The 23,712-nt window shown below is 45.6% G+C and carries 25 protein-coding genes; 18 read left to right on the top strand and 7 right to left on the bottom strand.

Translation table 11 applies throughout. From position 1 onward, the window contains the following. The first annotated feature begins 3 nt into the window (after positions 1 to 3). The 3 genes from MKX36_RS20845 (at position 4) to MKX36_RS20835 (ending at position 3,653) form a co-directional block, all read left to right on the top strand. Positions 4 to 987, top strand: a complete 984-nt coding sequence (locus MKX36_RS20845; protein WP_016820291.1) for a FecCD family ABC transporter permease — start codon at positions 4 to 6, stop codon at positions 985 to 987. Then, on the top strand, positions 977 to 1,810 hold the full coding sequence (locus MKX36_RS20840; protein WP_016820290.1) for an ABC transporter ATP-binding protein: 834 nt from the start codon (positions 977 to 979) through the stop codon (positions 1,808 to 1,810). Before MKX36_RS20845 ends, MKX36_RS20840 begins: the two co-directional genes overlap by 11 nt. A gap of 214 nt (positions 1,811 to 2,024) precedes the next feature. Further along, positions 2,025 to 3,653 carry an ABC-F family ATP-binding cassette domain-containing protein gene (locus MKX36_RS20835; RefSeq protein ID WP_016820289.1) on the top strand — a complete coding sequence of 543 codons (1,629 nt, stop codon included), beginning with the start codon at positions 2,025 to 2,027 and terminating at the stop codon, positions 3,651 to 3,653. A gap of 181 nt (positions 3,654 to 3,834) precedes the next feature. Here MKX36_RS20835 and MKX36_RS20830 read toward each other — a convergent pair whose 3' ends face one another. Continuing rightward, complete coding sequence (locus tag MKX36_RS20830; RefSeq protein ID WP_016820288.1) at positions 3,835 to 4,020, bottom strand: hypothetical protein; 186 nt, start codon at positions 4,018 to 4,020, stop codon at positions 3,835 to 3,837. 509 nt (positions 4,021 to 4,529) lie between these two features. Here MKX36_RS20830 and MKX36_RS20825 point away from each other — a divergent pair. Together MKX36_RS20825 and MKX36_RS20820 are read left to right on the top strand one after the other, a co-directional pair. After that, positions 4,530 to 5,399 (top strand): cation diffusion facilitator family transporter, encoded by an 870-nt coding sequence (locus tag MKX36_RS20825; protein WP_340865531.1) that lies wholly within the window; start codon positions 4,530 to 4,532, stop codon positions 5,397 to 5,399. Between the two features lie 188 nt (positions 5,400 to 5,587). After that, a complete protein-coding gene (locus MKX36_RS20820; RefSeq protein WP_340865530.1) occupies positions 5,588 to 6,775 on the top strand; it encodes a C40 family peptidase in 1,188 nt (395 codons plus the stop codon). Positions 6,776 to 6,904: 129 nt separating this feature from the next. Here the strand turns inward: MKX36_RS20820 and MKX36_RS20815 are convergent, their stop codons facing one another. Further along, a complete protein-coding gene (locus MKX36_RS20815) occupies positions 6,905 to 7,072 on the bottom strand; it encodes a DUF1328 domain-containing protein (RefSeq protein ID WP_013373051.1) in 168 nt (55 codons plus the stop codon). Positions 7,073 to 7,333: 261 nt separating this feature from the next. Here MKX36_RS20815 and MKX36_RS20810 point away from each other — a divergent pair, with 261 nt between their 5' ends. From MKX36_RS20810 to MKX36_RS20760, 11 genes are all read left to right on the top strand, one after another. Further along, positions 7,334 to 7,855, top strand: a complete 522-nt coding sequence (locus MKX36_RS20810) for a DUF948 domain-containing protein (RefSeq protein WP_016820285.1) — start codon at positions 7,334 to 7,336, stop codon at positions 7,853 to 7,855. Positions 7,856 to 7,905: 50 nt separating this feature from the next. Next, positions 7,906 to 8,424, top strand: coding sequence for a hypothetical protein (locus tag MKX36_RS20805; RefSeq protein WP_340865529.1), 519 nt, complete (start codon positions 7,906 to 7,908; stop codon positions 8,422 to 8,424). 96 nt (positions 8,425 to 8,520) lie between these two features. Next, positions 8,521 to 8,862 (top strand): general stress protein, encoded by a 342-nt coding sequence (locus tag MKX36_RS20800; RefSeq protein WP_013373048.1) that lies wholly within the window; start codon positions 8,521 to 8,523, stop codon positions 8,860 to 8,862. A 234-nt stretch (positions 8,863 to 9,096) separates the two neighbouring features. Further along, positions 9,097 to 10,278 (top strand): PP2C family protein-serine/threonine phosphatase, encoded by a 1,182-nt coding sequence (locus MKX36_RS20795; protein WP_016820282.1) that lies wholly within the window; start codon positions 9,097 to 9,099, stop codon positions 10,276 to 10,278. Beyond that, positions 10,262 to 13,981 (top strand): response regulator, encoded by a 3,720-nt coding sequence (locus tag MKX36_RS20790; RefSeq protein WP_340865526.1) that lies wholly within the window; start codon positions 10,262 to 10,264, stop codon positions 13,979 to 13,981. Before MKX36_RS20795 ends, MKX36_RS20790 begins: the two co-directional genes overlap by 17 nt. Positions 13,982 to 14,061: 80 nt before the next feature. Continuing rightward, positions 14,062 to 14,931: a CheR family methyltransferase gene (locus tag MKX36_RS20785; protein WP_126666652.1), complete on the top strand. Its 870-nt coding sequence runs from the start codon at positions 14,062 to 14,064 to the stop codon at positions 14,929 to 14,931. A 19-nt stretch (positions 14,932 to 14,950) separates the two neighbouring features. Continuing rightward, positions 14,951 to 16,621, top strand: a complete 1,671-nt coding sequence (locus MKX36_RS20780; RefSeq protein WP_025365827.1) for a response regulator — start codon at positions 14,951 to 14,953, stop codon at positions 16,619 to 16,621. A gap of 100 nt (positions 16,622 to 16,721) precedes the next feature. Then, positions 16,722 to 17,060 (top strand): STAS domain-containing protein, encoded by a 339-nt coding sequence (locus MKX36_RS20775; protein ID WP_013373043.1) that lies wholly within the window; start codon positions 16,722 to 16,724, stop codon positions 17,058 to 17,060. A gap of 18 nt (positions 17,061 to 17,078) precedes the next feature. Next, entirely contained in the window at positions 17,079 to 17,531 is a 453-nt protein-coding gene (gene rsbW, locus MKX36_RS20770; protein WP_016820278.1) for an anti-sigma B factor RsbW, read from the top strand. Next, complete coding sequence (locus tag MKX36_RS20765) at positions 17,528 to 18,301, top strand: sigma-70 family RNA polymerase sigma factor (RefSeq protein ID WP_013373041.1); 774 nt, start codon at positions 17,528 to 17,530, stop codon at positions 18,299 to 18,301. Before rsbW ends, MKX36_RS20765 begins: the two co-directional genes overlap by 4 nt. A gap of 118 nt (positions 18,302 to 18,419) precedes the next feature. Further along, the gene (locus tag MKX36_RS20760) at positions 18,420 to 19,379 is read left to right on the top strand and encodes a magnesium transporter CorA family protein (RefSeq protein ID WP_016820277.1); all 960 of its coding nucleotides are present in this window, start codon (positions 18,420 to 18,422) and stop codon (positions 19,377 to 19,379) included. 114 nt (positions 19,380 to 19,493) lie between these two features. Here MKX36_RS20760 and MKX36_RS20755 read toward each other — a convergent pair whose 3' ends face one another. The 4 genes from MKX36_RS20755 to MKX36_RS20740 form a co-directional block, all read right to left on the bottom strand. After that, positions 19,494 to 19,964, bottom strand: a complete 471-nt coding sequence (locus MKX36_RS20755; protein WP_017425948.1) for a DUF5665 domain-containing protein — start codon at positions 19,962 to 19,964, stop codon at positions 19,494 to 19,496. Positions 19,965 to 20,059: 95 nt separating this feature from the next. Next, entirely contained in the window at positions 20,060 to 20,461 is a 402-nt protein-coding gene (locus tag MKX36_RS20750) for a YtxH domain-containing protein (protein WP_016820275.1), read from the bottom strand. 42 nt (positions 20,462 to 20,503) lie between these two features. Further along, complete coding sequence (locus tag MKX36_RS20745) at positions 20,504 to 20,761, bottom strand: GlsB/YeaQ/YmgE family stress response membrane protein (RefSeq protein ID WP_016820274.1); 258 nt, start codon at positions 20,759 to 20,761, stop codon at positions 20,504 to 20,506. Positions 20,762 to 20,901: 140 nt separating this feature from the next. Next, positions 20,902 to 21,615, bottom strand: coding sequence for a phosphatase PAP2 family protein (locus MKX36_RS20740; RefSeq protein WP_340865519.1), 714 nt, complete (start codon positions 21,613 to 21,615; stop codon positions 20,902 to 20,904). A 231-nt stretch (positions 21,616 to 21,846) separates the two neighbouring features. Between MKX36_RS20740 and MKX36_RS20735 the strand changes: the two genes are divergently transcribed. Next, positions 21,847 to 22,566 carry a pirin family protein gene (locus MKX36_RS20735; protein ID WP_340865518.1) on the top strand — a complete coding sequence of 240 codons (720 nt, stop codon included), beginning with the start codon at positions 21,847 to 21,849 and terminating at the stop codon, positions 22,564 to 22,566. Between the two features lie 158 nt (positions 22,567 to 22,724). On the opposite strand, the gene MKX36_RS20730 is transcribed toward MKX36_RS20735, so the two are convergent. Further along, the gene (locus MKX36_RS20730) at positions 22,725 to 22,952 is read right to left on the bottom strand and encodes a DUF1128 domain-containing protein (RefSeq protein WP_013373034.1); all 228 of its coding nucleotides are present in this window, start codon (positions 22,950 to 22,952) and stop codon (positions 22,725 to 22,727) included. 120 nt (positions 22,953 to 23,072) lie between these two features. Here MKX36_RS20730 and yyaC point away from each other — a divergent pair, with 120 nt between their 5' ends. Further along, on the top strand, positions 23,073 to 23,663 hold the full coding sequence (gene yyaC / locus MKX36_RS20725; protein ID WP_340865516.1) for a spore protease YyaC: 591 nt from the start codon (positions 23,073 to 23,075) through the stop codon (positions 23,661 to 23,663). The last annotated feature ends 49 nt before the right edge of the window (positions 23,664 to 23,712 follow it).

Raw genomic sequence — 23,712 nt, 5'->3', positions numbered from 1 at the left:
GACATGTCCAAAAAATTATGGAGCCTTATTGTTGTAATTGTCTTACTCGTCGGTGTCATGCTGTACTCAGCGATGACAGGCAGCCTCAAGGTGAATTTGAGTCAGTTGGTGGCCGGATTGTGGACAGGAACAGATGATCAGGTGAATGTGGTCAAGGATCTTAGACTACCGAGAATTATCGTAGCTGTGATGGCGGGTGCAGCCCTTGCAGTGGCGGGCGTTTTGCTGCAAGCCGTCATGAAAAACCCGCTGGCAGATTCCGGGGTGATCGGCATTTCTTCGGGAGCGGCCTTGGTCTCGCTGATCGCGGTGACCCTCTTTCCGGCGCTTTATTTCTGGATGCCGTTCTTTTCATTTATCGGCGGTGCGTTGGCCTGCCTAATGGTCTACGGATTTTCATGGAAATCTGGCTTGCATCCTATTCGACTTATTCTGATTGGGGTGGCAGTAAACGCCATCTTTTCCGGCCTAGGTCAGTCGTTTAACTATCGGGGCAGTTATGCGGTCACCAGCATTAACCAGGTCACCACCTCAACCTTGTCTATGAAAAAATGGGTAGATGTCGAGGTGATTGTGACTTATGGCGGAATTGGTTTAATTTTGGCCATGCTCGTCTTCTCTTGGTGTAATTTCTTGTCCCTTCAAGATAAAACGGCTAAAAATTTGGGCCTTAACGTGACACGTGCACGACTTTTAATTTCTGTGATAGCAGTGCTGCTTGCAGCAACGGCTACAGCTATAGCAGGAGTAATTGCTTTTATCGGCCTGCTCGTTCCGCATTGTGCCCGCTACCTGGTTGGCTCGGATCATAAGTGGCTGATTCCGTTTTCTGCCTTATGCGGCGGTTTGCTGCTGTTGCTTGCGGATACGCTGGGGCGAACGGTGCTTGCTCCCAATGAAATTCCGGCCTCTATTATTATGGCAGTCATTGGCGGACCATTCCTGATATTCCTGATCAGAAAGGCGGATCGCACCTATGGACATTAAAAATATAACCTTCTCCTATGATCGGAAAACAGATCGTCTACATGCGATCAATGCTGTTATTGAACGGGGACGAATTACTACGATTATTGGACCCAATGGATGCGGCAAATCGACACTGCTCAGTGTGATGTCCAACAATGCCGTTCCTCGCAAGGGCCAGGTGGTTCTGGATGGCAAGGAGATAGCCCACTACAAGCCCAAGGAACTGGCCCGTCAATTGGCGGTAGTTCATCAGCAGAACGAAGCGCCCTCTGACCTGACAGTAGAAAAACTCGTCAGCTTCGGAAGACTGCCTCATAAGAGCATGTTCACATCCAGCCGGGACGAGGACGAGGAAGCAGTCGAATGGGCTATAGCCTGCACCAATCTGGAGGGACGCAGGACACATACACTGGATCAGCTCTCAGGAGGAGAACGGCAGCGTGTGTGGATTGCAATGGCCTTGGCACAGCGAACGCCGATTTTATTTTTAGATGAGCCGACCACCTATCTGGATATGTATTACCAGCTTGAGATTTTGGAGCTTATTCGGCAGCTCAATCAGGAGCACGGACTGACCATCGTAATGGTGCTGCATGATATTAATCAGGCTATTCGGTATAGTGATGTGATGATCGCTATGAAAGAAGGACGCATAATAGCGAATGGTTCGCCTATAGAGGTCGTTACATCCGAACTGATTCAGGCAGTCTATGGTGTGAAGGTAGTCATAAGACAGGACGAGGAGGCGGGCATGTATCTTATTCCGATTGGCGTCGGAGATTCCGAACATTTACACGCACAGAGAGAGTGTAAGGTATCTGTCCTTGAGTTATCTCATTGAATTTAAAACATAAAAATGGTTCTGATCCAGGTGTTTGTCAGGTGACAATCGTGAGGACAGAAGCATTTTTTTATTTTATTTATTAGATATTGGATGAGATTCAGGGGCAGTTCTGCTTAGACTACGGTTCGAATCCGATCTTTTGTGTGTTATACTATTGCCGTCGGTAATTTTGTGTTTAGCACTTTACTAATGATAAGGATGGTATGCTTATATGATCAGTACAAGCGGCGTAACGCTTCGTTATGGTAAACGCCCACTTTTTGAAGACGTAAATATCAAATTTACTCCTGGGAACTGCTACGGCCTGATTGGGGCGAATGGCGCGGGTAAATCCACCTTTTTGAAAATTCTTTCCGGTGAAATTGAAGCCAATTCAGGTGAGGTTCACATGACACCGGGCGAACGGATGGCTGTCCTCAAGCAGAACCATTATGAATACGATGAATTTCCGGTTCTGGAAACCGTTATTATGGGTCATACGCGTCTGTATGAAATCATGAAGGAAAAGGATGCACTGTACGCCAAAGCGGAGTTTTCCGAAGCAGACGGTTTACGTGCTGGTGAATTGGAAGGCGAATTTGCAGAGCTGAACGGTTGGGATGCCGAGCCGGATGCGGCTGCATTGTTGATCGGTCTGGGGATTCCGCGTGATCTTCATGACAAAAAAATGGCTGAAATGAGCGGTAATGACAAAGTGCGCGTTCTGTTGGCACAAGCGTTGTTTGGTCGTCCGAACAATTTGCTGCTTGATGAGCCTACCAACCATTTGGATCTCGAATCCATTCAGTGGCTGGAGAACTTCCTGATGGACTATGAAGGCACTGTCATTGTTGTATCCCATGATCGTCACTTCCTGAACAAGGTATGTACGCATATTGCGGATATTGATTTTGGTAAAATCCAGATGTATGTCGGAAACTATGACTTCTGGTACGAGTCCAGCCAGCTTGCACTTACACTGGCTCGCGATGCGAACAAGAAAAAGGAAGAAAAAATCAAAGAACTGCAAGCCTTTATTCAGCGCTTTTCTGCGAATGCTTCCAAGTCCAAACAGGCAACTTCGCGTAAAAAGCAACTGGATAAAATTACGCTGGACGACATCCGTCCATCGAACCGTAAATATCCGTTCATTAACTTCAAGCCTGAGCGTGAAGCGGGCAAACAATTGCTGACTGTAGATAGTCTCAGTAAAACCGTGGAAGGTGAGCAAGTACTGAATGAGTTCAGTCTGGTCGTGAACAAAGGCGATAAAATTGCGTTTGTAGGTCCGAACGGTCTCCCTAAAACAACGCTCTTCCAGATCTTGATGAACGAACTGGAAGCGGATAATGGTGAATTTTCCTGGGGGATTACAACGAGCCAAGCGTATTTTCCGAAAGATAACTCCACTTATTTTGAAGGTGTGGATCTGAATCTGGTGGACTGGTTGCGTCAATATTCCAAGGATCAGGATGAAACGTTCCTGCGCGGCTTCTTGGGACGTATGCTTTTCTCAGGCGAAGAAGCGCTTAAGAAAGCAAGTGTGCTGTCCGGGGGAGAAAAGGTTCGTTGTATGCTGGCAAAAATGATGCTGAACGGTGCTAACGTACTGCTTCTGGAAGAACCGACCAACCACTTGGACTTGGAATCTATCACAGCGCTGAACAATGGTCTGATCGATTTTGACGGGACTATTTTGTTCACTTCTCATGACCATCAGTTCATTCAAACCATCGCGAATCGCATCGTGGAAATTACACCAAACGGCGTAATCGACCGTACGATGAGCTATGATGAATACTTGGAAAATGAAGAAATCGCTCAATTGCGTGAACGCATGTATCCGGTAGAAATCGGCTAACATCCGAACCGCTAATTTCAGCAAATAGATAAACGAAAGAGGAGCTCCATCAGGCCATTGCCTTGGCCGGGAGACTCCTCTTTTTTCGTTTTGTGCCATGACCCTTAGCTTACTTGGTTCCGAGAGTGAGTCAAGATAGATCCCGCCTGATCTCGGTACCCTATAAAGTCTATGGAGTGGCTTATGATCCGCCTGTACGACGGCGTTGGTTGTTCGGCTTCTTCGTATTTTGGCTTTTCAGTGTTTTGGTGGAACCGCCTTGAAAGCCGCCCTGCTGTGAAGCGCCGGACTGCTGTTTTTTTTGTGCCAGCTTTTCGCGAATAGCATCTGCGAGATTAATTTTACGTGGTTCCTTAGCATCGCTCATGAATAAATTCCTCCTGTTGCCGCCAGATTCATGTCAATCATGCTGGATTGAAGAAAAACGCGGCTGTGTCCTCATTTTATACGTTTTTAAAAGAAGGGACAAGGGCAACAATGATAACACATCGCTGGAGTGAGGCAAGAGGAGATATGTCTGTTTTTTGCATGAAGGAAAAATTGTTTTGTGTAACCTACAGGGATGGGGCCTGGCAATACTTTTTCATTGTTCCTACAGCGATGTAGAGTGGAAAGACTGTTTCTCTAGACCCACACAAAGTTCGTCTGTTATCCTAAAAATAACAGTTAACCACAGGCAAATTGTTATTTTTAAGGCAGCTGTGCTGCTTGTTTGAGGGGTAGTGTAAGGGCAGCTATGCTGCTTGTTTGAGGGGTAGTGTAAGGGCAGTTGTGCTGCTTGTTTGAGAGGGAGTGTAAGGGCAGCTATGCTGCTATTTTTATTTCTGGGCAGATCTTTACGCTGCGAACTATCTATTTGAAGGAGTGTCCTCCGTTGTGGTAAATGTCTATGATGAAATACGAAAAGGTGAGCGAGGGGCGTGGGTAAGCATTGCTGCTTATCTTTTGCTGTCCGCTTTTAAGCTGATTAGCGGATATATATTTGCCTCTAGCGCGTTGCTGGCTGATGGATTCAACAATGTCACCGATATTGTGGTGTCGGTTGCTGTATTAATTGGTCTGAGAATTTCGCAAAAACCACCAGATTCCGACCATGCCTATGGACATTTTCGGGCCGAAACGATTGCGGCGCTGCTGGCGTCCTTTATTATGGCTGTCGTTGGTTTGCAGGTGCTGATTGATGGAATCGGAAGCATTTTCAAGGGAGGAAAGCAAATACCGGATATTACCTCAGCGGGTGTGGCTGTGATTTGCGCAGTGATTATGTTCGGGGTGTACCTGTACAATAACAGGCTGGCTCGGCAAATCAACAACAAGGCGTTGCTGGCAGCGGCCAAGGATAATCTATCAGATGCACTCGTCAGTGTTGGAGCAGCAGTGGGCATTATTGGCGCACAGTTCGGGCTGCCGTGGTTGGATACTGTGGCGGCGATCGTGGTAGGATTCATTATTAGTAAAACGGCGTGGGAGATTTTTAGGGATTCCACACATAGCTTGACTGATGGATTTGATGAGCAAGAACTGAACGACTTACGGAGTACGATTGCTCTTATACCTGGAGTAGAGGGAATTCGAGACGTTAAAGCACGGGTACACGGTAACCATGCGCTGGTGGATGTGGTCATTGAGGTGAATCCGCAACTCAGTCTGATTGAAGGACATCGGATCAGCGATCGGATTGAGGAACGTCTACAAGAGGTTCATAATACGATGCACGTTCATGTCCATGTAGAACCTAAATTATAGATTAATTATTAAATAATTAGTATTAAAAGTGACTTTAGACCTATATCAAAAAAGGTGTACACGCTATCTTTTGTGACGTTTGGATTATATCTCTCTTCCTGCTGCTTTTACTATAATGAAGGCATGTCCGGCTATATTCGTCGGAATTATGCTCTTCAAATTCGTAAAAACAGCCAGGAGGTGCAACATTGAGAAGACGCGTGATGGGAATGCTCATGACGTCAGCCGCGCTGTTGGCAGCAATTCATGTGGCGCCGGGTCAGGTTGACGCAGCGGCATCGACAGCATCCACAGGACAGAAGGCGGTTATTCGGGCGGCTGTAAAGCTTAGATCCGATCCTTCGACTACGGGCGATGTAGTCAGCTTTATGAAGCAGGGAGAGGCCGTAACAGTATTGGAGAAAACGAATAGCTATTGGTATAAGATCAAGACCTCTGATGGAGTAACCGGCTACACAAGCAGCTCCGACAAGTACATAAAAGTTGGCGCTACCAGCGTCGCTGCTGCTGTCACCCCGTCAGCCAGCCGTAAAACGGAAGCCTCAGAGTCAGCTAAAACTGTTTCAGCTTCAGTTAAAAATGTTTCAACTAAAGAGGCTCCGGCTTCAGTGAATAGTTCTGCCGGTCAAACGAAAGCTACGATTCAAACGTCCGTTCGTTTGCGGGCGGAGGCATCCACTTCTTCCGAGGTTCTGGGCTATATGAATACAGGGGATGTCGTTACGATTACCGATTCCAGTAATGCGTATTGGTTTAAGATCACCACTGCTGATGGTACAGTAGGCTATGTCAGCTCATCTCCACAATATATTCGTATTGGTGAGGGGGTTGTTGTGCAGCAGCCTGTGGCATCTTCGGCTGCACCCGCTTCAGATACTACTGCTCTACCTGCGGTAGCGTCTCCTGCTTCGACGGTTAGCTTGCCTTCTGGTGATGCAGCGGCTGCAATCGAACAGGTTATTGACACAGGTATGACTTACCTTGGAACACCTTATGAATATGGTTCTGATCGCAACAGTACGGCTACTTTTGATTGCTCGGCATTTACTCGCCAAATTTTCCGTCAGGCTGTAGGGATCCAGCTCCCGGCAGATTCTCGTTCACAGGGTGAGTGGATCAAGCAGAACAGTCAGCCGAATACAGATATGACTACACTGAAGCGTGGCGATCTGCTCTTTTTTACAAATTATAATGCATCTTCCGGGGCGTATACGTCCTTGGATAATTCCTCCCAAACGATTACGCATGTAGCTGTATACTTGGGAGACAACAAGCTTCTCCATACGTTTTCTGTAGCGGCCGGTGGTGTAAAAGTTACGGATTTCAGCAAGCCTTGGCAGGATCGTTTCCTGTTTGGGGGCAGCGTGATCCAATAAAAACGCCGCTCACTGTTAAAAGCTACATCAAAAAAGGATGTTCCACATCTCTGTTGACCAGAGTGGGAACATCCTTTTTTGATAAGCATATGATACATATCACGTTTGGGTGTAGCTATCATCCAACGTCTATGAAGCTCGTTTTCTTCCGGTAAAAAGTGAAATAACGAATAAGACCAAAAATAGCACAAATAACATTTTGGCTATTGTAGCTGCTACGGAGACGACGATACCAAAAAAACCTAAAATCCCGGCGATCACAGCAAAAACTAAGAATAAAGCCGACCATTTCAGCATGTTCTGTATCCTCCTTTGATTGTATATAATGTGGCATACTCGCGCCCCGATAGAGCGTGGTAGCAGATGATGGTGACTTCTACAGATTAAGTGTGGCTGTGCCATCATTATACGTTGTTTTAAACGGTGCGAGGGCCCGTGAATCATAACCTTTGGAGCACAAGAAGATACCAGTCTGGACGTTGTTTCGTGTCCGAATGTAGAGGGTAACTATGCAGTAATCATAAACATCATCGTGAAAGACGAAAGAGAGGTTACGCTATGTTAACACAGGTCAGCATTTTTATTATTGCTATCGCATTTGCCGTTCTCGTTATTTACCTTATTAAGACATTGAAAGCAGCTCAAGGTTCTCTAGATAAGGTAACTCAAACCTTGCAGGAAGTACAAAAGACAGTCGATGAACTAAGTTATGAAGTAAAACAAACGGTTCGACATGCAAATGACATCACCGCAGACGTTGATCATAAATTGAAGCAAGTGGAACCTGTGATGGAGTCGGTTAAAAACCTGGGGGAGGTACTCAGCGAAGTGACGCTGGCCGCCAAACAGGCTTCAACAGCGTTAATGACACGCCTTCAGAAGTCACGTAGCACTGCGAGCAGCACTTCCGGAACGGAGAAGGCGATCAAGTCAACGGGATCGAACAGACCTTTGACTGCAACAGAGCGGACGGTTCAGAGCTACAATGCCACTTATGGGGAACCTGCGGGCAAGCCGGCTAAGAACTGGCTGGGTTATGTAGACATCGCTGCTGGGGTGTGGCAGAAAATGCGTCAGTAGTATAGTGCTGAACCGTAAACTATAGGAAATTCATTGAAAGGGTGAGAATTATGATGAAGACATTATTACTAGCCGCTGGTTTGCTCACTCCCTTTTCCGGACAGGATACGGTTCAGCAAACCGTCTCCCCGCAGACAGCGGGGCATATGGTAAGGGCTGTTCAGACGATAACTGATCCACATGCTGTGCCAACTGATTTTCATACCTTAAATGGCATATCTCTGGATGATACTCGTGCGGATGTATTGAAAAAACTGGGCAAGCCACTTCGAATTAAGAAGGATAAGCTGCTGCTTTCTACAGAATATCAATACCCGGATGTCACCGTAGGTATGCGTGAGGACGTCGTCTCCTATGTGCATGTAGATCCTGCTGCCGGTCGAATCAAAGTGAATGATAAGTGGCTGCCACTGCAACGGAAAACGCTGGATCAAGAGCTAGGCGGCTCGCAATTTACGGCAGAAGACGGAGAGGTGTATGTGCGCGGGCAGCGGGCGATCAAAGTATTTATGGATAAGACGTCTGACAAGCCAAAGTATGTTGAGTTTTTTGATGAAACGGAGTGGTAATCGATTTTTTCGAGGCGTGACATCATATGGAAGTTTCAAATGGATGAATGAAGTGTAATAGTCAGAGAAGTCAATCCTTAAAGGAGCGTGAGAAACATGAATCAGACCAATCATAAATCTTATGCCAAGGTGGTAGAGAACGGTGTACAAGCCGTTGAAGCTGTGAATGAGTTGCGTAACACGGGCTATCGTTATGAGGATGTGTTCGTGCTCGCTCATGATCAGGATCGGACGGATCGTATCGCCGATACGGTAGCTGCCAAGGAAATCGGGATTAAAGAAGAGGGCGTCTTTGACTCCTTAGCGAATTTGTTCCGTTCGCGTGGCGATGAGCTTCGTGCTAAAATCACTTCCTTAGGTTTTACCGATACGGAAGCAGATTTTTATGAAAAAGAATTGGATCAGGGTAAAGTGCTGGTTATTGCGAAAAAAGCGTGATTTTCCAGCTCATCATAGGATTAAGCAAACTTAGATTTGAAAAAGAGGATGTTGGCCGCAGCACAAGTGTTTCGTGGGTCCTCCAAAAACATAGATAAGGAATGGGGTTTTAGCCTCATTCCTTATCTATGTTTTTGGAATGCCTGCTTGCGGAAACGCTATTTCTAATTAACAAGGGTGTTGCCCCATAAGCAGGTATAGTATAATACATGGGTTACAGATAAGGAGAGAGCAATGAGAATTCTAATTGTTGATGATAATCCAACGAATGTCATTATTATTCGTGAAATACTAAAAAAAGAAAATTATCGCGATGTAATCTCTGCCAGCTCGGCCGCAGAAATGCTGGAACATTTGGGAATCGGCGACCGTACCATTAGTCTTCGCCCCCGTCCTTCGGATATTGATTTGGTGCTGCTCGATATGATGATGCCTGAAATGGATGGCATTGAAGCTTGCAGTATTGTACAGGAATATGAACATTTAAAAGATATTCCGATTATTATGGTCACCGCTGTAGGCGATTCTAAAAAATTGGCCGAAGCTCTGGATGTGGGAGCCGTCGATTATGTCACAAAGCCGATCAATAAGGTAGAGCTAATGGCGCGAATTCGATCTGCCTTGCGTCTTAAGCAGGAAAAAGACTGGCATAAGGACCGGGATCAGCGAATTCAGGATGAATTGAAACTGGCTGCGATGGTGCAGCAGGCGGTGCTGAGTCCTGCCATTCAGGATCCTATGCTGCAAGCGAATGCACTGTACCAGCCTTCCTTTGAACTGGCGGGAGATTTATATTCATGGTATCCGCTAGGAGAAGGGAGATATGCCATCATTTTGCTCGATATGATGGGCCATGGCATTTCTTCTTCTTTGTTTTGCATGTTCATTGCGTCTGTACTCAAGGATACGGTGACCACGTATGTGGAGCCGGAGAAGGTCATACAAGAGCTGAATCGTCGTTTTAATCAACTAGACCTGGGCAAGCAGCTGGTACAGTATTATTTTACGGCGATTTATATGGTGATTGATACTCGTTCACGGCGAATTGACTATGTAAATGCAGGGCATCCTCCCGGCTTGCTGTTCAATCAGGACGGTAGCATAACCAAATTAGACCGTGCGTGTAGTCCGGTCGGATTGTTTGATAAAATTGATGCAGAGATGCACACGATTTATTACGAAGGAACTGGGCATATCGCTTTGTATACAGATGGCTTGCTGGAGACGGTAGAAGGTGAATATGAGGAACAATTGGAGTATCTGACTGCTTGTCTGCGCAAGTATGAGGAATGGAATGAAGAAGCGATGCTGGACGCGTTTTTTCGTAACGAGGGGCCGCAGGATCGCGATGATGATAAGTGCCTGATCTGGATTTCATTGAAAGAGGGAGAGAGCTTGCATGAAAATCAGAAATAAACTGCTGATTGGCTTTGGATCGCTTATGGCGATCCTCCTTGTGCTGACGCTAATCAGCTATGACCGGATGGGGAGCTTGAATGAACAGCTGAACCAGGTTTACCAAGAACGATATGTGAAGGTCCGGAAAACAACGGCTATACGCGGACAGGTGAACGATATGGCTAAAGTCATGGCCAACTTGATCTTGAATCCAGGCTCCTCTGTCAGCGAGGCCAAGCGCGAGATGGATGATATTTCTGCTACTGGAACAAAAGTGCTGGCTAGTCTGCAAACGGATTCCGGTACGAGTGAAGAGCAACAGCAGATTGACCGGGTGGCTGTCGCCTGGAAAGATTATCTAAACTATGAAGAGAGACTCGTTTCCTTATTGGAGCAAGATCGTATTGAGGAAGCTAATGCTTTCCGTAATAGCACGGGTCTGCCTGCTCAAGAGGAGGCAATGGACAGCATTAATACCCTAGCTGTTTTCCAAGACCGGGAAATTGATAACGATATGAAGCAGGCCAATCAGGCTTATGAGGAATCTGTGCAGATTACCACAATCCTGATGGCGGCCGGTCTGATGATGGGCTTACTGGTTATTTTGTGGGTGCTTCCTAGCATTGCCAAAGGTCTAAATACCGTTAACCTCATGATGAACGGTTTTGGCAAGGGAAAGTACAGGGCTATCAGCCGGATGAGTGTGGCCTCCAAAGATGAAATCGGAGAGGTTGCTCGTGTGTTTCAACAATTGGCTGGAGACCTGGATGAAAAAAGGAAATTCGAGCATTCCGTCCTTCAAACGCAGAAGGACCAAACTTGGCTTAATGCCAATACTGCTCGATTGACTGAGCTGTTTCGCGGTGTGAATTCACTGGAGCAGGTTGCTCAGATGTTCATTAGTGAGTTTACACCCATTTTGGGGGGCAGCTATGGAGCCATCTACCTGCAAGGAAAAGAGGTAGAAGACAACCGGTTCAAGTTATACGGCTCCTATGCAAAGGTGACTGGCGAAGGCTCGATCAGAGACGCTATCCAGGTGGGCGAAGGTTTGCTTGGACAGTGTGTTCTGGATCGTAAGCCAATCTTGATCACAGAGGCACCTGAAGGATACTTGTCCATTGGCTCCGCCTTAGGAGAAAGTAAGCCAGTTGGAATTATGATTTTCCCTATTATGTTCGATGATGAATGCATTGGTGCCGTGGAAATAGCGTCACTGGACCGCTTCAGTGATCTAGAAACGAAACTGTTTGCTCAGTTAGTGGAGAGTTTGGGAATCATTTTGAACAATATCAAGGGACGGATGCGGGTTGAGCAACTGTTGCGCGAATCACAAGCACTTACCGAGGAATTGCAATGCCAGTCCGAAGAGTTGCAAACTCAGCAAGAAGAGCTCAAGCGTTCTAACGAGAATTTGGAGCAGCAAACAGAGGAGCTTAAGCGTTCCGAGGAATTATTACAGCGTCAACAGGAAGAATTGGAGCATTTTAATACTGAACTGATTGCTAAAACGAGAGCACTGGAAGAACAGGTTCGAGAAGTGGAAGAAAAGAACGATGAGATCGAACGTGCACGAGCCCAGTTGGAGCAACAGGCGATGCAGCTTGGGATCACAAGCAAATATAAATCCGAGTTTTTGGCCAATATGTCGCATGAATTGCGTACTCCGCTAAATAGCTTGCTTATTCTTTCTCAGCTGCTGTCTGAGAACAAGGAAGGCAATCTTAAGCCCAAACAAGTCGAATATGCACAAACCATTTATATGTCGGGCGCGGATTTATTGAAAATGATTGATGAAATTCTGGATTTATCCAAAGTGGATGCTGGAAAAATGGATATTAACCATGAAACGGTCCATTTGAAGGAACTGGAGCTGTTTGTAGAACAGAATTTTGCTCCAGTCGCAGCCAAACGAGAGCTTCAACTGCATACCGAAATCGAAGAGAATTTGCCAGATGCTATTATAAGTGACGGTTATCGTCTCAAACAAATTTTACGTAACTTACTGTCCAATGCGTTCAAGTTCACCACGGAAGGTTCTATAAGTTTCAAGGTATCTCGGGCAAATGGAGAGCAGCTTCCGGGTATGCTAAATCCACGAAAATCCTATCTGGCTCTATCTGTGCGTGATACCGGCATCGGGATTGCTTCAGATAAGACAGATCTGATCTTCGAAGCCTTCCAGCAGGTAGACGGTACGACTAGCCGAAAATACGGGGGAACAGGGCTGGGGCTGTCGATCAGCCGTGAGCTTTCCAAATTGTTGGGCGGTGCCATTACAGTCGAATCCGAGCAGGGACAGGGCAGTTGCTTTACACTGTATTTGCCGGAACAAACGCCTACCGAAAAGAATAAGGATTCTCATTCGAGAGAGGCGCTTAACAGTGCAGATGTGCCTCCGGCTTTTGAAGGCGCCGCTGCTTCAGCGGAAGCAGATCTTCCAATGATTATGCCAGCTGAACGCTTACCCGTGTATCAGATGCCTTCTAAGAGCGGAGCGGAGGACATTATACATCCGGGTGACGATCGAAACGAGATTACCCCGCAGGATAAAGTGCTGCTGATTATTGAGGATGATATTAATTTTGCGAATATTTTGTACGACATGGCCCGTAGTCGTGGCTTTAAGGCGTTGATTGCTCTCAAAGGAGACGATGGGCTGAACATGGCTCATTCCTATTTGCCCGACGCTATTATATTAGATATTCAGTTACCTGTGATGGATGGCTGGTCCATTTTGGGCGAGCTGAAAGGCAATTCGTCGACACGCCATATTCCAGTACATGTTATCTCAGTCATAGATGATGTGAAGCAGGGCTTGATGATGGGCGCAATTGCTTATCTCAAAAAGCCTTCCTCGAAGGAGAGTCTGGATAAGGCATTTTCACATATAAAGTCGTATACGGACCAAATGGTAAAACGCCTCCTTGTGGTTGAGGATGACGATAATCAACGCAAATCCATTATTGAGCTCATCGACCATGATGATGTGGCCATTACGGCGGTATCGACAGGTAAAGAAGCACTAAACGAGCTGGCCACCCAGCGGTATGACTGCATGGTACTGGATCTGATGTTGAGTGACATGACAGGCTTTGAATTGCTGGACCGCATTCGGGAAAATGAGCAGCTCACCGATTTGCCGATCATTATTTATACAGGCAAAGATCTGGATAGTAAGGAAGAAACACAACTTCGAAAATATGCAGAGTCCATTATTATTAAGGATGTCAAATCACCGGAACGACTTTTGGATGAGACTACATTGTTCTTGCATCGGGTGGAGGCAAATCTTCCTGAGGACAAACGCAAAATTCTGCAGAAGCTTTATAACAAGGAAGAACTGTTTGAAGGCAAAAAAATATTGTTGGTAGACGATGATATTCGTAATGTATTTGCTCTGTCCAGTGTGCTGGAAAGCTATCGCATGGAGGTTACCTTTGCTGAAAATGGAAGGGAAGCACTGGAAATGCTCGAACAGACACCTGATTTTGATCTGGTGCTGATGGATATGATGATGCCGGAAATGGATGGATATGAAGCGATGCGACGTATCCGGTTAATGCCACAATTCGAGAAGCTGCCTATTATTGCCCTGACAGCCAAGGCGATGAAAGATGATCGTTCCAAGTGTATTGAGGCAGGCGCTTCCGATTATGTAAAAAAACCGATTCAAACCGAACAGCTTTTATCATTAATGCGAGTGTGGTTGTATTCGTAACCCAAAAAAATGGGTAATATAAAACGACACATGATTGAGAGCGGTGTAGGCAAAACCTATTTAGGAATTGGAGAGAGATTATGACATCGAAGGATATGGCGGATAATGCTGCTAATGAATTGAAATCGAATGACAATGAGCGGGAAATGATTGAGATTGAGCTGTTGCTGGAAGGTATACATCGGCTGTACGGCTACGATTTTCGTAATTACGCTCTGCCTTCGATCAAGCGGCGTATTTATTATCATGCGCAGTCCGAGAATGTAAGCACGATATCAGGACTTCAGGAGAAGGTGCTGCATGATCGCAGCGCCTTCGATAGACTGGTACAGAGTCTTTCTATTCCGGTGACCGAGATGTTTCGCGATCCGGAGCTGTTTCTAATTTTTAGGCAAAAAATTATTCCTATTTTACGAACGTATCCGTATATCCGAATCTGGCATGCAGGTTGCTCCACAGGTGAGGAAGTATATTCAATGGCAATTTTGCTGCATGAGGAAGGCTTATATGATAAGGCCCGTATTTATGCGACGGATATGAATAACCTGTCTTTACAGCAAGCGAAAGAAGGCGTATATGGGATCGACCGAATGAAGCTGTATACCAAAAATTATTTGGAATCTGGGGGCACACAATCGTTCTCTGAATATTATACAGCCAAGTATGATTCGGTGATGTTTCATCCCTTCTTAAGAAAAAATATCATTTTTGCTGAGCACAATTTAGCGACAGACCGGTCTTTTAACGAGTTCAATGTGATTTTTTGCCGGAATGTTATGATCTACTTCAACGATGAACTTCGCAACCATGTACATGGGTTGTTTTATGATAGCTTGAGTCATTTTGGTGTGTTGGTGCTTGGGGCCAAGGAATCCATACATTTCACCGATTATAGTGATTCTTACGAGCCGCTGGACCGGGTAGAGAAAATATACCGGAAGATTAAATAGAGATGCTTAGGAGGATTCCATGGGGCTTCATGAACCGATTCATATATTGCTGGTAGATGACAGACCTGAGAACCTGCTCGCTCTTGAGGCAGTGCTGGAGAGTGAACAATATAATCTGGTAAAGGCCACATCAGGGGAAGAAGCGTTGCGATGTCTATTAAAAGACGAATTTGCACTTGTTGTCCTCGATGTGCAAATGCCGGGTATGGATGGAATTGAGACCGCAAAGCTAATCAAGGCCAGAGAGAAGACGAAGGATATTCCGATTATCTTCATTTCAGCTAACAGCAAGGAAGCGGAGCATTTGTTTGCGGGATATTCAGCGGGCGGTATTGATTATATGGTGAAGCCGTTCATCCCTCAAATTCTCAAGTCCAAAATTGAAGGCTTTGTACAAATGTATCTGACAAACAAGCGCTTGAAAACACAGTCCATGCTGCTTCATCAGAAGACGCAGGAGCTGGAGAAGATGAACAGCGAACTGATTGCCGCCAAGGAGGCGGCAGAGATTGCTGCCAATGCCAAAACTGAATTTTTGGCAATGATGAGCCATGAGATTCGCACACCTATGAACGGTGTCATTGGTATGATTGATCTGCTGATGGAGACAGAGCTGCAAAACGATCAACAGGAATATGCCGATATCATCCGCCGCAGTGCAGACGCGCTGGTCGCGGTCATTAATGATATTCTGGACTTTACCAAGCTGGAGTCAGGCAAGATGGAGGTTGAGGAATATCCATTTGATTTGGTTTCCTGTATCAAGGAAGTTTTCAGCCTGTTTACGGTAGAGGTGAACCGCAAGAATTTGGAACTGGTTTATTTTCTCGATGAACAGCTGCCTCCCGTGTTATATGGTGATATGGGAAGGTTGCGCCAAGTACTGATTAACTTGGTTTCCAATGCTGTCAAATTTACAGACCAAGGCGGGGTATATGTCTTCGCATCGGTTAAAGAGCGTAGCGACAATGGGCTTACGGTTGAGTTTTCTGTAAAGGATACAGGGATTGGTATTGATCCTGCCAAGGTTGGAAGGCTATTTCACCCTTTTTCCCAACTGGATTCTTCAATGACACGCAAATATGGTGGAACAGGTCTAGGACTCGCTATTTGCAAAACCTTAGTGAATATGATGGGCGGAGATATCCGTGTGGATACGAGTGGAGAACAGGGTGTGACGTTTCATTTTACAATGAAGCTTGGCTTTGCCAAGGAAAATGAACTGGAGGGGGAGTCCAGCCACGATTGGGAAATTCCACAACAGGAGCCCCCAACCCGTAGACCTGTACTGGTTGTGGATGACCATCCCATCAACCAGAAGCTGATGGTCAATATACTGGATAAGCTTGGCTTGGCTTCAGACGTGGCAGCAGATGGGCAACAGGCGCTTGATATGGTCACTGCGAATCAGGATTACGACTATATCTTTATGGACTTGCAGATGCCTGTAATGGACGGCCTGGAGTGTACGGGTAGAGTACGTGAACAGTTGGCGGGGAGATCTCAACCTGCGATTATCGCTATGACGGCTAACGTCATGGAGGGAATTCAGCCCCGATGTATTGAGGCTGGAATGAACGATTACATTAGTAAGCCCGTTAAAATCAGCAGTGTAAAACAGGCGTTGCTCCGGCATTCTCCAGACCATTTTCCAATGCAGCCAGGTAAAGATCGAATCAATGAAGCTTAGCTGGTGTTATTTGACAGGTGTATAAAAAGTTATAACGTGATTCAAACGCTCGTATATTGGGTTAGTATGTAGGGAAATCTTTTTTTGGGAGAGTAGGCCTATGAATACAAATAAAAATGAGAAGTTCAATGCGATCACAGAAACAGCTGATGGTGTAAATACCGTGTATCTGAGTGGAGAATTAGACCTTTCGGTAGCACCTGATTTCCGTCTGGTCATGGAGCCTTTAGTGGGGGAATCCAGCCAGGATTTGATTGTTAACTTGAGAGACCTTAAATACATTGACAGCACAGGCATTGGTATTTTGCTATCCATTTTAAAAGCAAGGCATGGGATGGAGTCCCGGTTTACGGTTCAAGAGGTACCGCCTCAGATTCAAAAACTGTTTGATATGACCGGTATTGCCAAATTCTTTGCCCCCCAGGAGAATTCCCAATAGGAAAGGAAAGAAAAAGAAATGAATGCTCAAATTCAAAAAGTAGTTCTTAATTTGCCGGCCACAGCTGACTTTGTTGATATTGTAAGATTAAATTTATATGGTATTGCCGCTAAAATGGGATTCTCTTATGAGGATATCGAAGACATGAAAGTGGCTGTATCGGAAGCCTGTAATAACTCTGTCCTTTATGCATATGGTCATGAGGGAGGAGTCGTGGAAGTAACATTCGAATTTGACGAAGCTTCGTTGTCCATTCGTGTCAAAGATGAAGGGGAGAGCTTTGAACGTGTGGAGGACCCGTCTCGTATCGCATCCTTGCATGACAAGGAGTTAAATGATGCGCAAATCGGCGGATTAGGCTTTTATCTCATGCAGGCGCTTATGGACGATGTTCAAATCTTGAATGAGACAGGAAAAGGTACCGAAGTGGTGTTGGTAAAGCGTCTGACCAGAAGTGAGGAAAGAGTATGAATGAAAAGGTAACTCCCCCGGAGTCGATGGATGAAGCCGTTGGTCTAATCTGGGAGTACCAGCAAACCAAAGATAACGAAATTGCTACCGTGCTGATCCGCAAGTATGAGCCTATGGTCAAGATGGCTGCCGGGAAGATATCCCGTAACCGCCCGGACTTATACGAGGATTTATATCAGACCGGTCAGATGGCTTTGATACGTCTGCTCCAGCAATACGATATCAGCTTGGGTATCCCATTTGAGCCGTACGCTATGAAAAGTATGCTGGGACATATGAAGAATTATTTACGCGATAAATCCTGGTACATACAGGTCCCTCGCCGTATCAAGGAAAAGGGAGCGCTTGTTCAACATGCGATTGATGAGCTGACCGTCAAATTAGAACGCTCACCCAATGTGAACGAGATTGCGGAGTATTTGGACCTTACCGTTGAGGAAACGATCGAGGTGCTTGCAGGTCGCGAATGCTACCACTATGTTTCACTGGACTCGCCATTATCCCAGGAAGAGAGTGCAGCTACGTTAGGTGAGCTTATTAGCTCAGATGCTAACGATTTTGACACGGTGGAAAAACGGATGGATCTTCAGCAGGCCTTAAGCCAACTGAAAGAGCAGGAACAGAAAGTGCTTCTTCTGGCATTTCAGGATGGTCAATCTCAACGTGCGATTGCGCAGACGTTGGGCGTATCGCAGATGAGCGTTTCCCGTATTCAGAAGCGGGCAACAGAAAAGTTGAAGCAGATTATGTCTAATTCCTCTATTTCATGACAAGATCGCTGAATTCATGGCTTATAATATTTGACGTCCCATCGTAAGGACACGTTATTCCAATTAGGGAAGCGTGTCCTTTTTATAAAGCGGAAAAAACAAAGAAAGGATGGAATCCATGACAGCATTTGAACAGATTTCTACCTTTCGTGGAGGATGGGAATGGTGGGACATCTGTGCTGCGGACTGGCAGGATTCGGTCATACAGCACTTGAAGGAGAAGCTCCCAGAGGCCGCAGAGTGGCTGGATAAGGTAGAGGACATTCCATCCAGCTTTATTTCTGTACGCTTTCCAGATGGCAATCAGCCGTTGATGTGCGGATCGTTGATCTACTCCGTTCAAGAGGAGATCGACAGTCAGCGCAATTGCAACAAGTTTTATTTTCTAGTTCTAAACCAGAAGCTAGTGACCTTAAATTTGGACCAAAATACCCGTGAAATTATGCATACCCCAGAACGCCAAACCATGCTGCAACAGTGTGAGGATGCGGCTGATGGCATGTTCGTATTGGCGAGAGCTGTGCTTCATTATTTTCATACGGGAATGGATAAGTTTGAGATCAACCTGAGAAGACTGGAAGAGGACATGGAGAAAAGGAACGCACGTACGCTGATGGATTCTATATTGAATGCGCGTTTCGAGCTGTTGTATTGGAGCAATATGTTCATCCCTTTTTCAGAGCTGGTCACGGCTTCCCGCGAAGCCTATCTGGATAAGCTGGAGGAAAATCGCTTTTTTAAGCAGTTACTGTACCGTGTGACTCGGATGGAGGGACTATTCCGCCATTATGAGAAGGAAATCGACACACTAATCTCCATTGATGACGCCATTTCCGCATTTAGGGGCAATGAGATTACGAAGACACTCACGATCGTGACCGCTGTATTTACGCCGGCCACTGTAGTGGGCGCTATCTGGGGCATGAACTTTGAAAATCTGCCTTGGATCAAAACAGGCTGGGGTTTTACCTTCGTGATTATGGCTACTCTGTTAAGTATGGCGGGGATGTACGGCTGGCTGATGATGAAGGGATGGACAGGAGATTTATTAAAAACAAACAAGCGTAACAAATTGTAGCGGCTGCTTACGGCAGTTACAATGTGCATTCAAAAAACGATCCATCACAACCGGGGGCATTTTAGGAGCTCATTACCGGTTAGATGGATCGTTTTTATATGAGATAGAAGACAATCACTTAGTACCTTGGCTCATTTTGATATATCCTAACAACTCGGCGATAAAATCTCCGATGACTGGAAGATTTAACTGCACCAGGAAGCTAAGCAACCAAGCGAGTAAGGCGAGTACGACCACTGTACCCAGTGTAAGGCCAAGACCCCTTGAAATCCCAGCCGTCAGATTACTAATAATTCTTCTTTTCGTACTGGAGTAGTTCTCTATAATATCTTTGAATTCTGCTTTTTCTAATGTATCTGCGATTTGATCTAGACGTTTGTTAAGCCGCTTGACCTCATGGCGTAGCTCAAAAGGATGTTCATCCACATCAAAATCTCTTTCATGATCATGCTTTTTAACATGAGTAGGTGAGGTCTGCTTGGATGAAACCTTGTCTGGTTGATCTTGTGTCTGTAGGGGGTGAAAGGTTCTCTTGTTGTTCCGAGCAAGATCATCTCCATAGGAGCTTGGTTTGTTCATTGTCATCCCAGCCTTTCTATCATTTAAAAACAGCCAGCTTCTTGCATGCTGGCTGTTCAGTGTTTGGAGCTCATTTTGGTTGTAATCGGAATGTATTCGTATTAGGAATTTGCATTTAATTGCTTCTGAGTGTCCTTGGCTGCCTGAGCAGTTGCATCCATAACTTCTTTATCTGCTTTAGCCGCTTCATTAGCAACATCAGCAGAGGCTTTAGTTACGCTGGATACGATGTTGTCTTTGCTCTCGGCTACCGTTTTGGCTACATCTGCTGTTTTGGTAGAAACGGTTTTGGCCAAATCCGTCGCTTTACTGCTGACTACGGATGCAACATCCTTGGTTTTATCGGAGACAACAGTCATCTTTTCGGACAGATCGCTACGCAAATCGCGGCCTGGCTTTGGAGCGAATAGCAGGGCTGCCGCAGCACCAATCAAACCTCCAATGAATAAACCCTTTGCAAAACCTGAAGTGCTTGCCATATTTTGATTGTCAATGTTACTCATGATATATCACTCCTTTTATAGAATAAAAAATATATATAAATGTTAGGTAGCCCTTCTTAATAGCCTGGACACAAGTCCGAGCAAGAACACGAACAATGCGGTTCCAAGTATGGCTGGAATGACTGCAAAATCTCCGATGACTGGACCCCAGTCTCCTAGAATCATGGCACCGAGCCAAGCTCCTACAAAGCCAGCAATCATAGAGCCCGCAATGCCGCCAGGCATTTCATGACCAGCCAGTGCATCGCCAATCAATCCGATAATAATAGCCATTACAATACTTAGGACAATTCCCCACACAAGGATCGCCTCCTTTATCCTGAGTTCACACAACGATAATGTTTTTGATGAATGCTGAGCTTTCGTTATTTCTTCGCCTTGCTTACTTCGTATATAAACGTTGTGACCCTGAGTGAAACAAAAAACCATCTTAGAGCGCTTTATGGGCGGGGGAGAGAGGAAGGGGAGGAACCCCACAGACGCGCTCGCCAATAGACCACGGGAACGGTAAATACCAGCCAGATCATACCTGCAATATAGCCACCTACAATGTCGGTAGGAAAATGAACTCCTAAATATACACGGCTGAGGCCAATCAAGAGAACGAGTAATGCACCAAGAACACACGGAAGGAAGAATGTACGCTTATGAACCTTTCGTTCTATAGCCCAAATGGCAAATATCATTCCGTAAAATCCCATGGAAATCATCGCATGACCGCTGGGAAAACTGTAACCTCCTGCTTCAACCAAATGTTGAAGAGACGGACGTTCCCGTTGTAAAAATTCTTTTATGATCGTATTTAGCACCCACATCGCCGTAAAGCTGCTTAGGATGGCAAAGGAATACGCTTTTGAGCGGAGATAGACCCAGCACAAGATTGCGGTACCGATAGCTATCAGTAATGATATGCGGAATGAGCCTAACGATGTAATGAATATAGCGACGGGGAGTAGTCGGTAATGAGCAGCAGCCGTGTTCGGAAAGACAATATCCTGAATGCGCTCATCCCAATATAGAAAAGGAGCTGTGCCAATCCATCTTATTGAATAGGCAATGAGAAGTAAGACGGTGATCATGATCATAGATGCAGACAGACTGCGACGCAAAAAGCTTGGTAAGAATCGGAATCGTTGAGGTTCATGGGATAGCATATGTAGTAAATCGCCTCCTTATGGCTGTGATAGATTCATTTTGTGTACTATTAACTTAACGAATAATGAACTGGAGAGCAAAATCAGACAGAGACAATAGGCTGATTGACGCATATAAGTGCGGGGTAAAGGGATCGTATTACAGCGTTTGTAATGCCAGGGCCGGAAGTGGATTAGGAATCACGAAGTAAGGGCTGCTTTACGGAACTGGAATCCATGGAGGTGTTAAGGATGATTAAAATAGTGACATCAGCAGAGAGACATACCTCAAATAAGGGATGGATTCATAGTGAATTTAGCTTTTCGTTTGCAGATTATGAAGATCCGAGCAATGCCCATTTTGGATGTATGCTAGCCCATAATGATAATGAGCTTAAACCGCAGCAAGGGTTCAAAAGACATCCGCATCATGATTTGGAAATCGTCACCTATGTAATTGAAGGCCTTCTGCATCATAGCGACAGCTTGGGTCACGAACAGGATCTGAAAAGCGGCTCGATTCAGGTTATGAGTGCAGGCACCGGGATTGAACATGAGGAGCGAAATCCTGGGGATGAAAAACCGGTTCGCTTTTTGCAAATGTGGTTTCTACCCGAGAGTCCTGGCCTTCAGCCTTCTTATCAGGTACAAAGATTCAAGCACAGTGAACGCCTAAATCGACTTCAGCCCGTAGTGTCTGGTTCAGAGGTGGAGGGAGCTCTATCGATTGCACAGGATATAAATCTGTATCTGAGCAGATTGGAAAAGGGACAGCAGCTTGAATATCCGCAGCAAGAAGAGCGCCGCACTCACATTTATATCATTAGCGGTCATGTCGAAGTTACGTGTCAGGATGGGGAATTTCAGTTAAAACCTGGCGATGCTGCGCGAATTCAAAAAAGCTGTACATTAAAGATACTAGCTACAGGGAATGAGGAAATATCTGAACTGGTATTAGTAGATTTGCCTTGAAGCATCCATGGGGAAAGAAAGAAGTGGATGAAAATACGTATATGCATCAAAAAAATAAAGCTCGTATCCCTTGCGCGTCTGTTAAGACGACCGGAGATACGAGCTTTATTTGTGGTGACAAACTTAAAATAGCCAAGCTGTCTGTCCTACAAGCTGATTTACGAGGACTTACGCAATCTACCCAGTTCGGAGACAATGGCTTCAACCTCTGAAATGCTGAGGTTAGGCTTGCTGATTACCATATCGTAGACATCATGGATGTCCTCGTATTGCTCTAGCGAGAAAGCGGAAGCCTGCATAGCAGCACCACTCGCCATACGAAGCTTGGTTTTAATGCCCTCAATCATATACTCAATGTTGGCATGAGACGGTACAGACAAATCCATCGTTAATGTTCCATCCTTTCATAACAGGGGAAGTTGCCTGTATTGTATCATGTTTTTGTTGTAGAATGTACTGATAGCCAGATTACCGATATACAACTGAATGAAGGAGGATGGACAAAGTTGTCTTTGTATAATCGAGCTTCCACATCTGGTCGCTCGCCCGTAGAATCTAATGTAGAGAAAACAGATCGCGACGGACTCGCACCGTTTTTTCGAGAAATTCAACATCAGCATGCTATAGATAAGTTGACTTTTGTATGTATCGGTACAGATCGCTCGTCGGGTGACTCACTCGGGCCTCTGGTAGGCACCATGCTCAAGGAGCAAGGCTTTCCTCATGTGATTGGCACAATGACAGAGCCTTGTGATGCGGATCATCTGGTTTCATACTTGGAGCGTATTCCCCAAGATCATCATGTGATCGCCATAGATGCTTGTCTTGGACAGCATGGCTCAACGGGGATGTTCCTTGTTGCCCGTGAACCGCTAACCCCTGCGCGATCGGTCGGGCTGTCTCTGCCGTTCGTCGGGCATTATAGCGTTGCAGCGATTGTGAATGAGCGCAGTCCCAAACCGTACTGGACACTCCAGATGACGTCGCTTCACCTGGTCATGACGATGGCTGCATATATTGCAGATGCAGCGGCTTGTGAATTTGGATTAAAAACAGCTTCGCAAGATTTTCCAGCGGGCTACCGTTTCAGATATTGATGGTCTGCTTAATAATATACATCAGCATGTTCTACTCACTAATATATTC

It is taken from the genome of Paenibacillus sp. FSL W8-0439 (assembly GCF_038008995.1).
Lineage (GTDB): Bacteria > Bacillota > Bacilli > Paenibacillales > Paenibacillaceae > Paenibacillus > Paenibacillus polymyxa.
The sequence above is the reverse complement of the archived record's forward strand: the minus strand, read 5'-3'. Positions and strand labels throughout refer to the sequence as shown.

What these genes read in the sequence shown, in the direction of transcription:
- MKX36_RS20835 (WP_016820289.1), top strand. Translation starts at nt 2,025, where the DNA reads ATGATCAGTACAAGCGGCGTAACGCTTCGTTATGGTAAACGCCCACTT.
- MKX36_RS20815 (WP_013373051.1), bottom strand. Translation starts at nt 7,072, where the DNA reads ATGCTGAAATGGTCGGCTTTATTCTTAGTTTTTGCTGTGATCGCCGGG.
- MKX36_RS20845 (WP_016820291.1), top strand. Translation starts at nt 4, where the DNA reads ATGTCCAAAAAATTATGGAGCCTTATTGTTGTAATTGTCTTACTCGTC.
- MKX36_RS20805 (WP_340865529.1), top strand. Translation starts at nt 7,906, where the DNA reads ATGATGAAGACATTATTACTAGCCGCTGGTTTGCTCACTCCCTTTTCC.
- MKX36_RS20800 (WP_013373048.1), top strand. Translation starts at nt 8,521, where the DNA reads ATGAATCAGACCAATCATAAATCTTATGCCAAGGTGGTAGAGAACGGT.
- MKX36_RS20785 (WP_126666652.1), top strand. Translation starts at nt 14,062, where the DNA reads ATGACATCGAAGGATATGGCGGATAATGCTGCTAATGAATTGAAATCG.
- MKX36_RS20760 (WP_016820277.1), top strand. Translation starts at nt 18,420, where the DNA reads ATGACAGCATTTGAACAGATTTCTACCTTTCGTGGAGGATGGGAATGG.
- MKX36_RS20790 (WP_340865526.1), top strand. Translation starts at nt 10,262, where the DNA reads ATGAAAATCAGAAATAAACTGCTGATTGGCTTTGGATCGCTTATGGCG.
- MKX36_RS20735 (WP_340865518.1), top strand. Translation starts at nt 21,847, where the DNA reads ATGATTAAAATAGTGACATCAGCAGAGAGACATACCTCAAATAAGGGA.
- MKX36_RS20765 (WP_013373041.1), top strand. Translation starts at nt 17,528, where the DNA reads ATGAATGAAAAGGTAACTCCCCCGGAGTCGATGGATGAAGCCGTTGGT.
- MKX36_RS20750 (WP_016820275.1), bottom strand. Translation starts at nt 20,461, where the DNA reads ATGAGTAACATTGACAATCAAAATATGGCAAGCACTTCAGGTTTTGCA.
- MKX36_RS20840 (WP_016820290.1), top strand. Translation starts at nt 977, where the DNA reads ATGGACATTAAAAATATAACCTTCTCCTATGATCGGAAAACAGATCGT.
- MKX36_RS20775 (WP_013373043.1), top strand. Translation starts at nt 16,722, where the DNA reads ATGAATACAAATAAAAATGAGAAGTTCAATGCGATCACAGAAACAGCT.
- MKX36_RS20810 (WP_016820285.1), top strand. Translation starts at nt 7,334, where the DNA reads ATGTTAACACAGGTCAGCATTTTTATTATTGCTATCGCATTTGCCGTT.
- MKX36_RS20830 (WP_016820288.1), bottom strand. Translation starts at nt 4,020, where the DNA reads ATGAGCGATGCTAAGGAACCACGTAAAATTAATCTCGCAGATGCTATT.
- MKX36_RS20755 (WP_017425948.1), bottom strand. Translation starts at nt 19,964, where the DNA reads ATGACAATGAACAAACCAAGCTCCTATGGAGATGATCTTGCTCGGAAC.
- MKX36_RS20730 (WP_013373034.1), bottom strand. Translation starts at nt 22,952, where the DNA reads ATGGATTTGTCTGTACCGTCTCATGCCAACATTGAGTATATGATTGAG.
- rsbW (WP_016820278.1), top strand. Translation starts at nt 17,079, where the DNA reads ATGAATGCTCAAATTCAAAAAGTAGTTCTTAATTTGCCGGCCACAGCT.
- MKX36_RS20795 (WP_016820282.1), top strand. Translation starts at nt 9,097, where the DNA reads ATGAGAATTCTAATTGTTGATGATAATCCAACGAATGTCATTATTATT.
- MKX36_RS20780 (WP_025365827.1), top strand. Translation starts at nt 14,951, where the DNA reads ATGGGGCTTCATGAACCGATTCATATATTGCTGGTAGATGACAGACCT.
- MKX36_RS20740 (WP_340865519.1), bottom strand. Translation starts at nt 21,615, where the DNA reads ATGCTATCCCATGAACCTCAACGATTCCGATTCTTACCAAGCTTTTTG.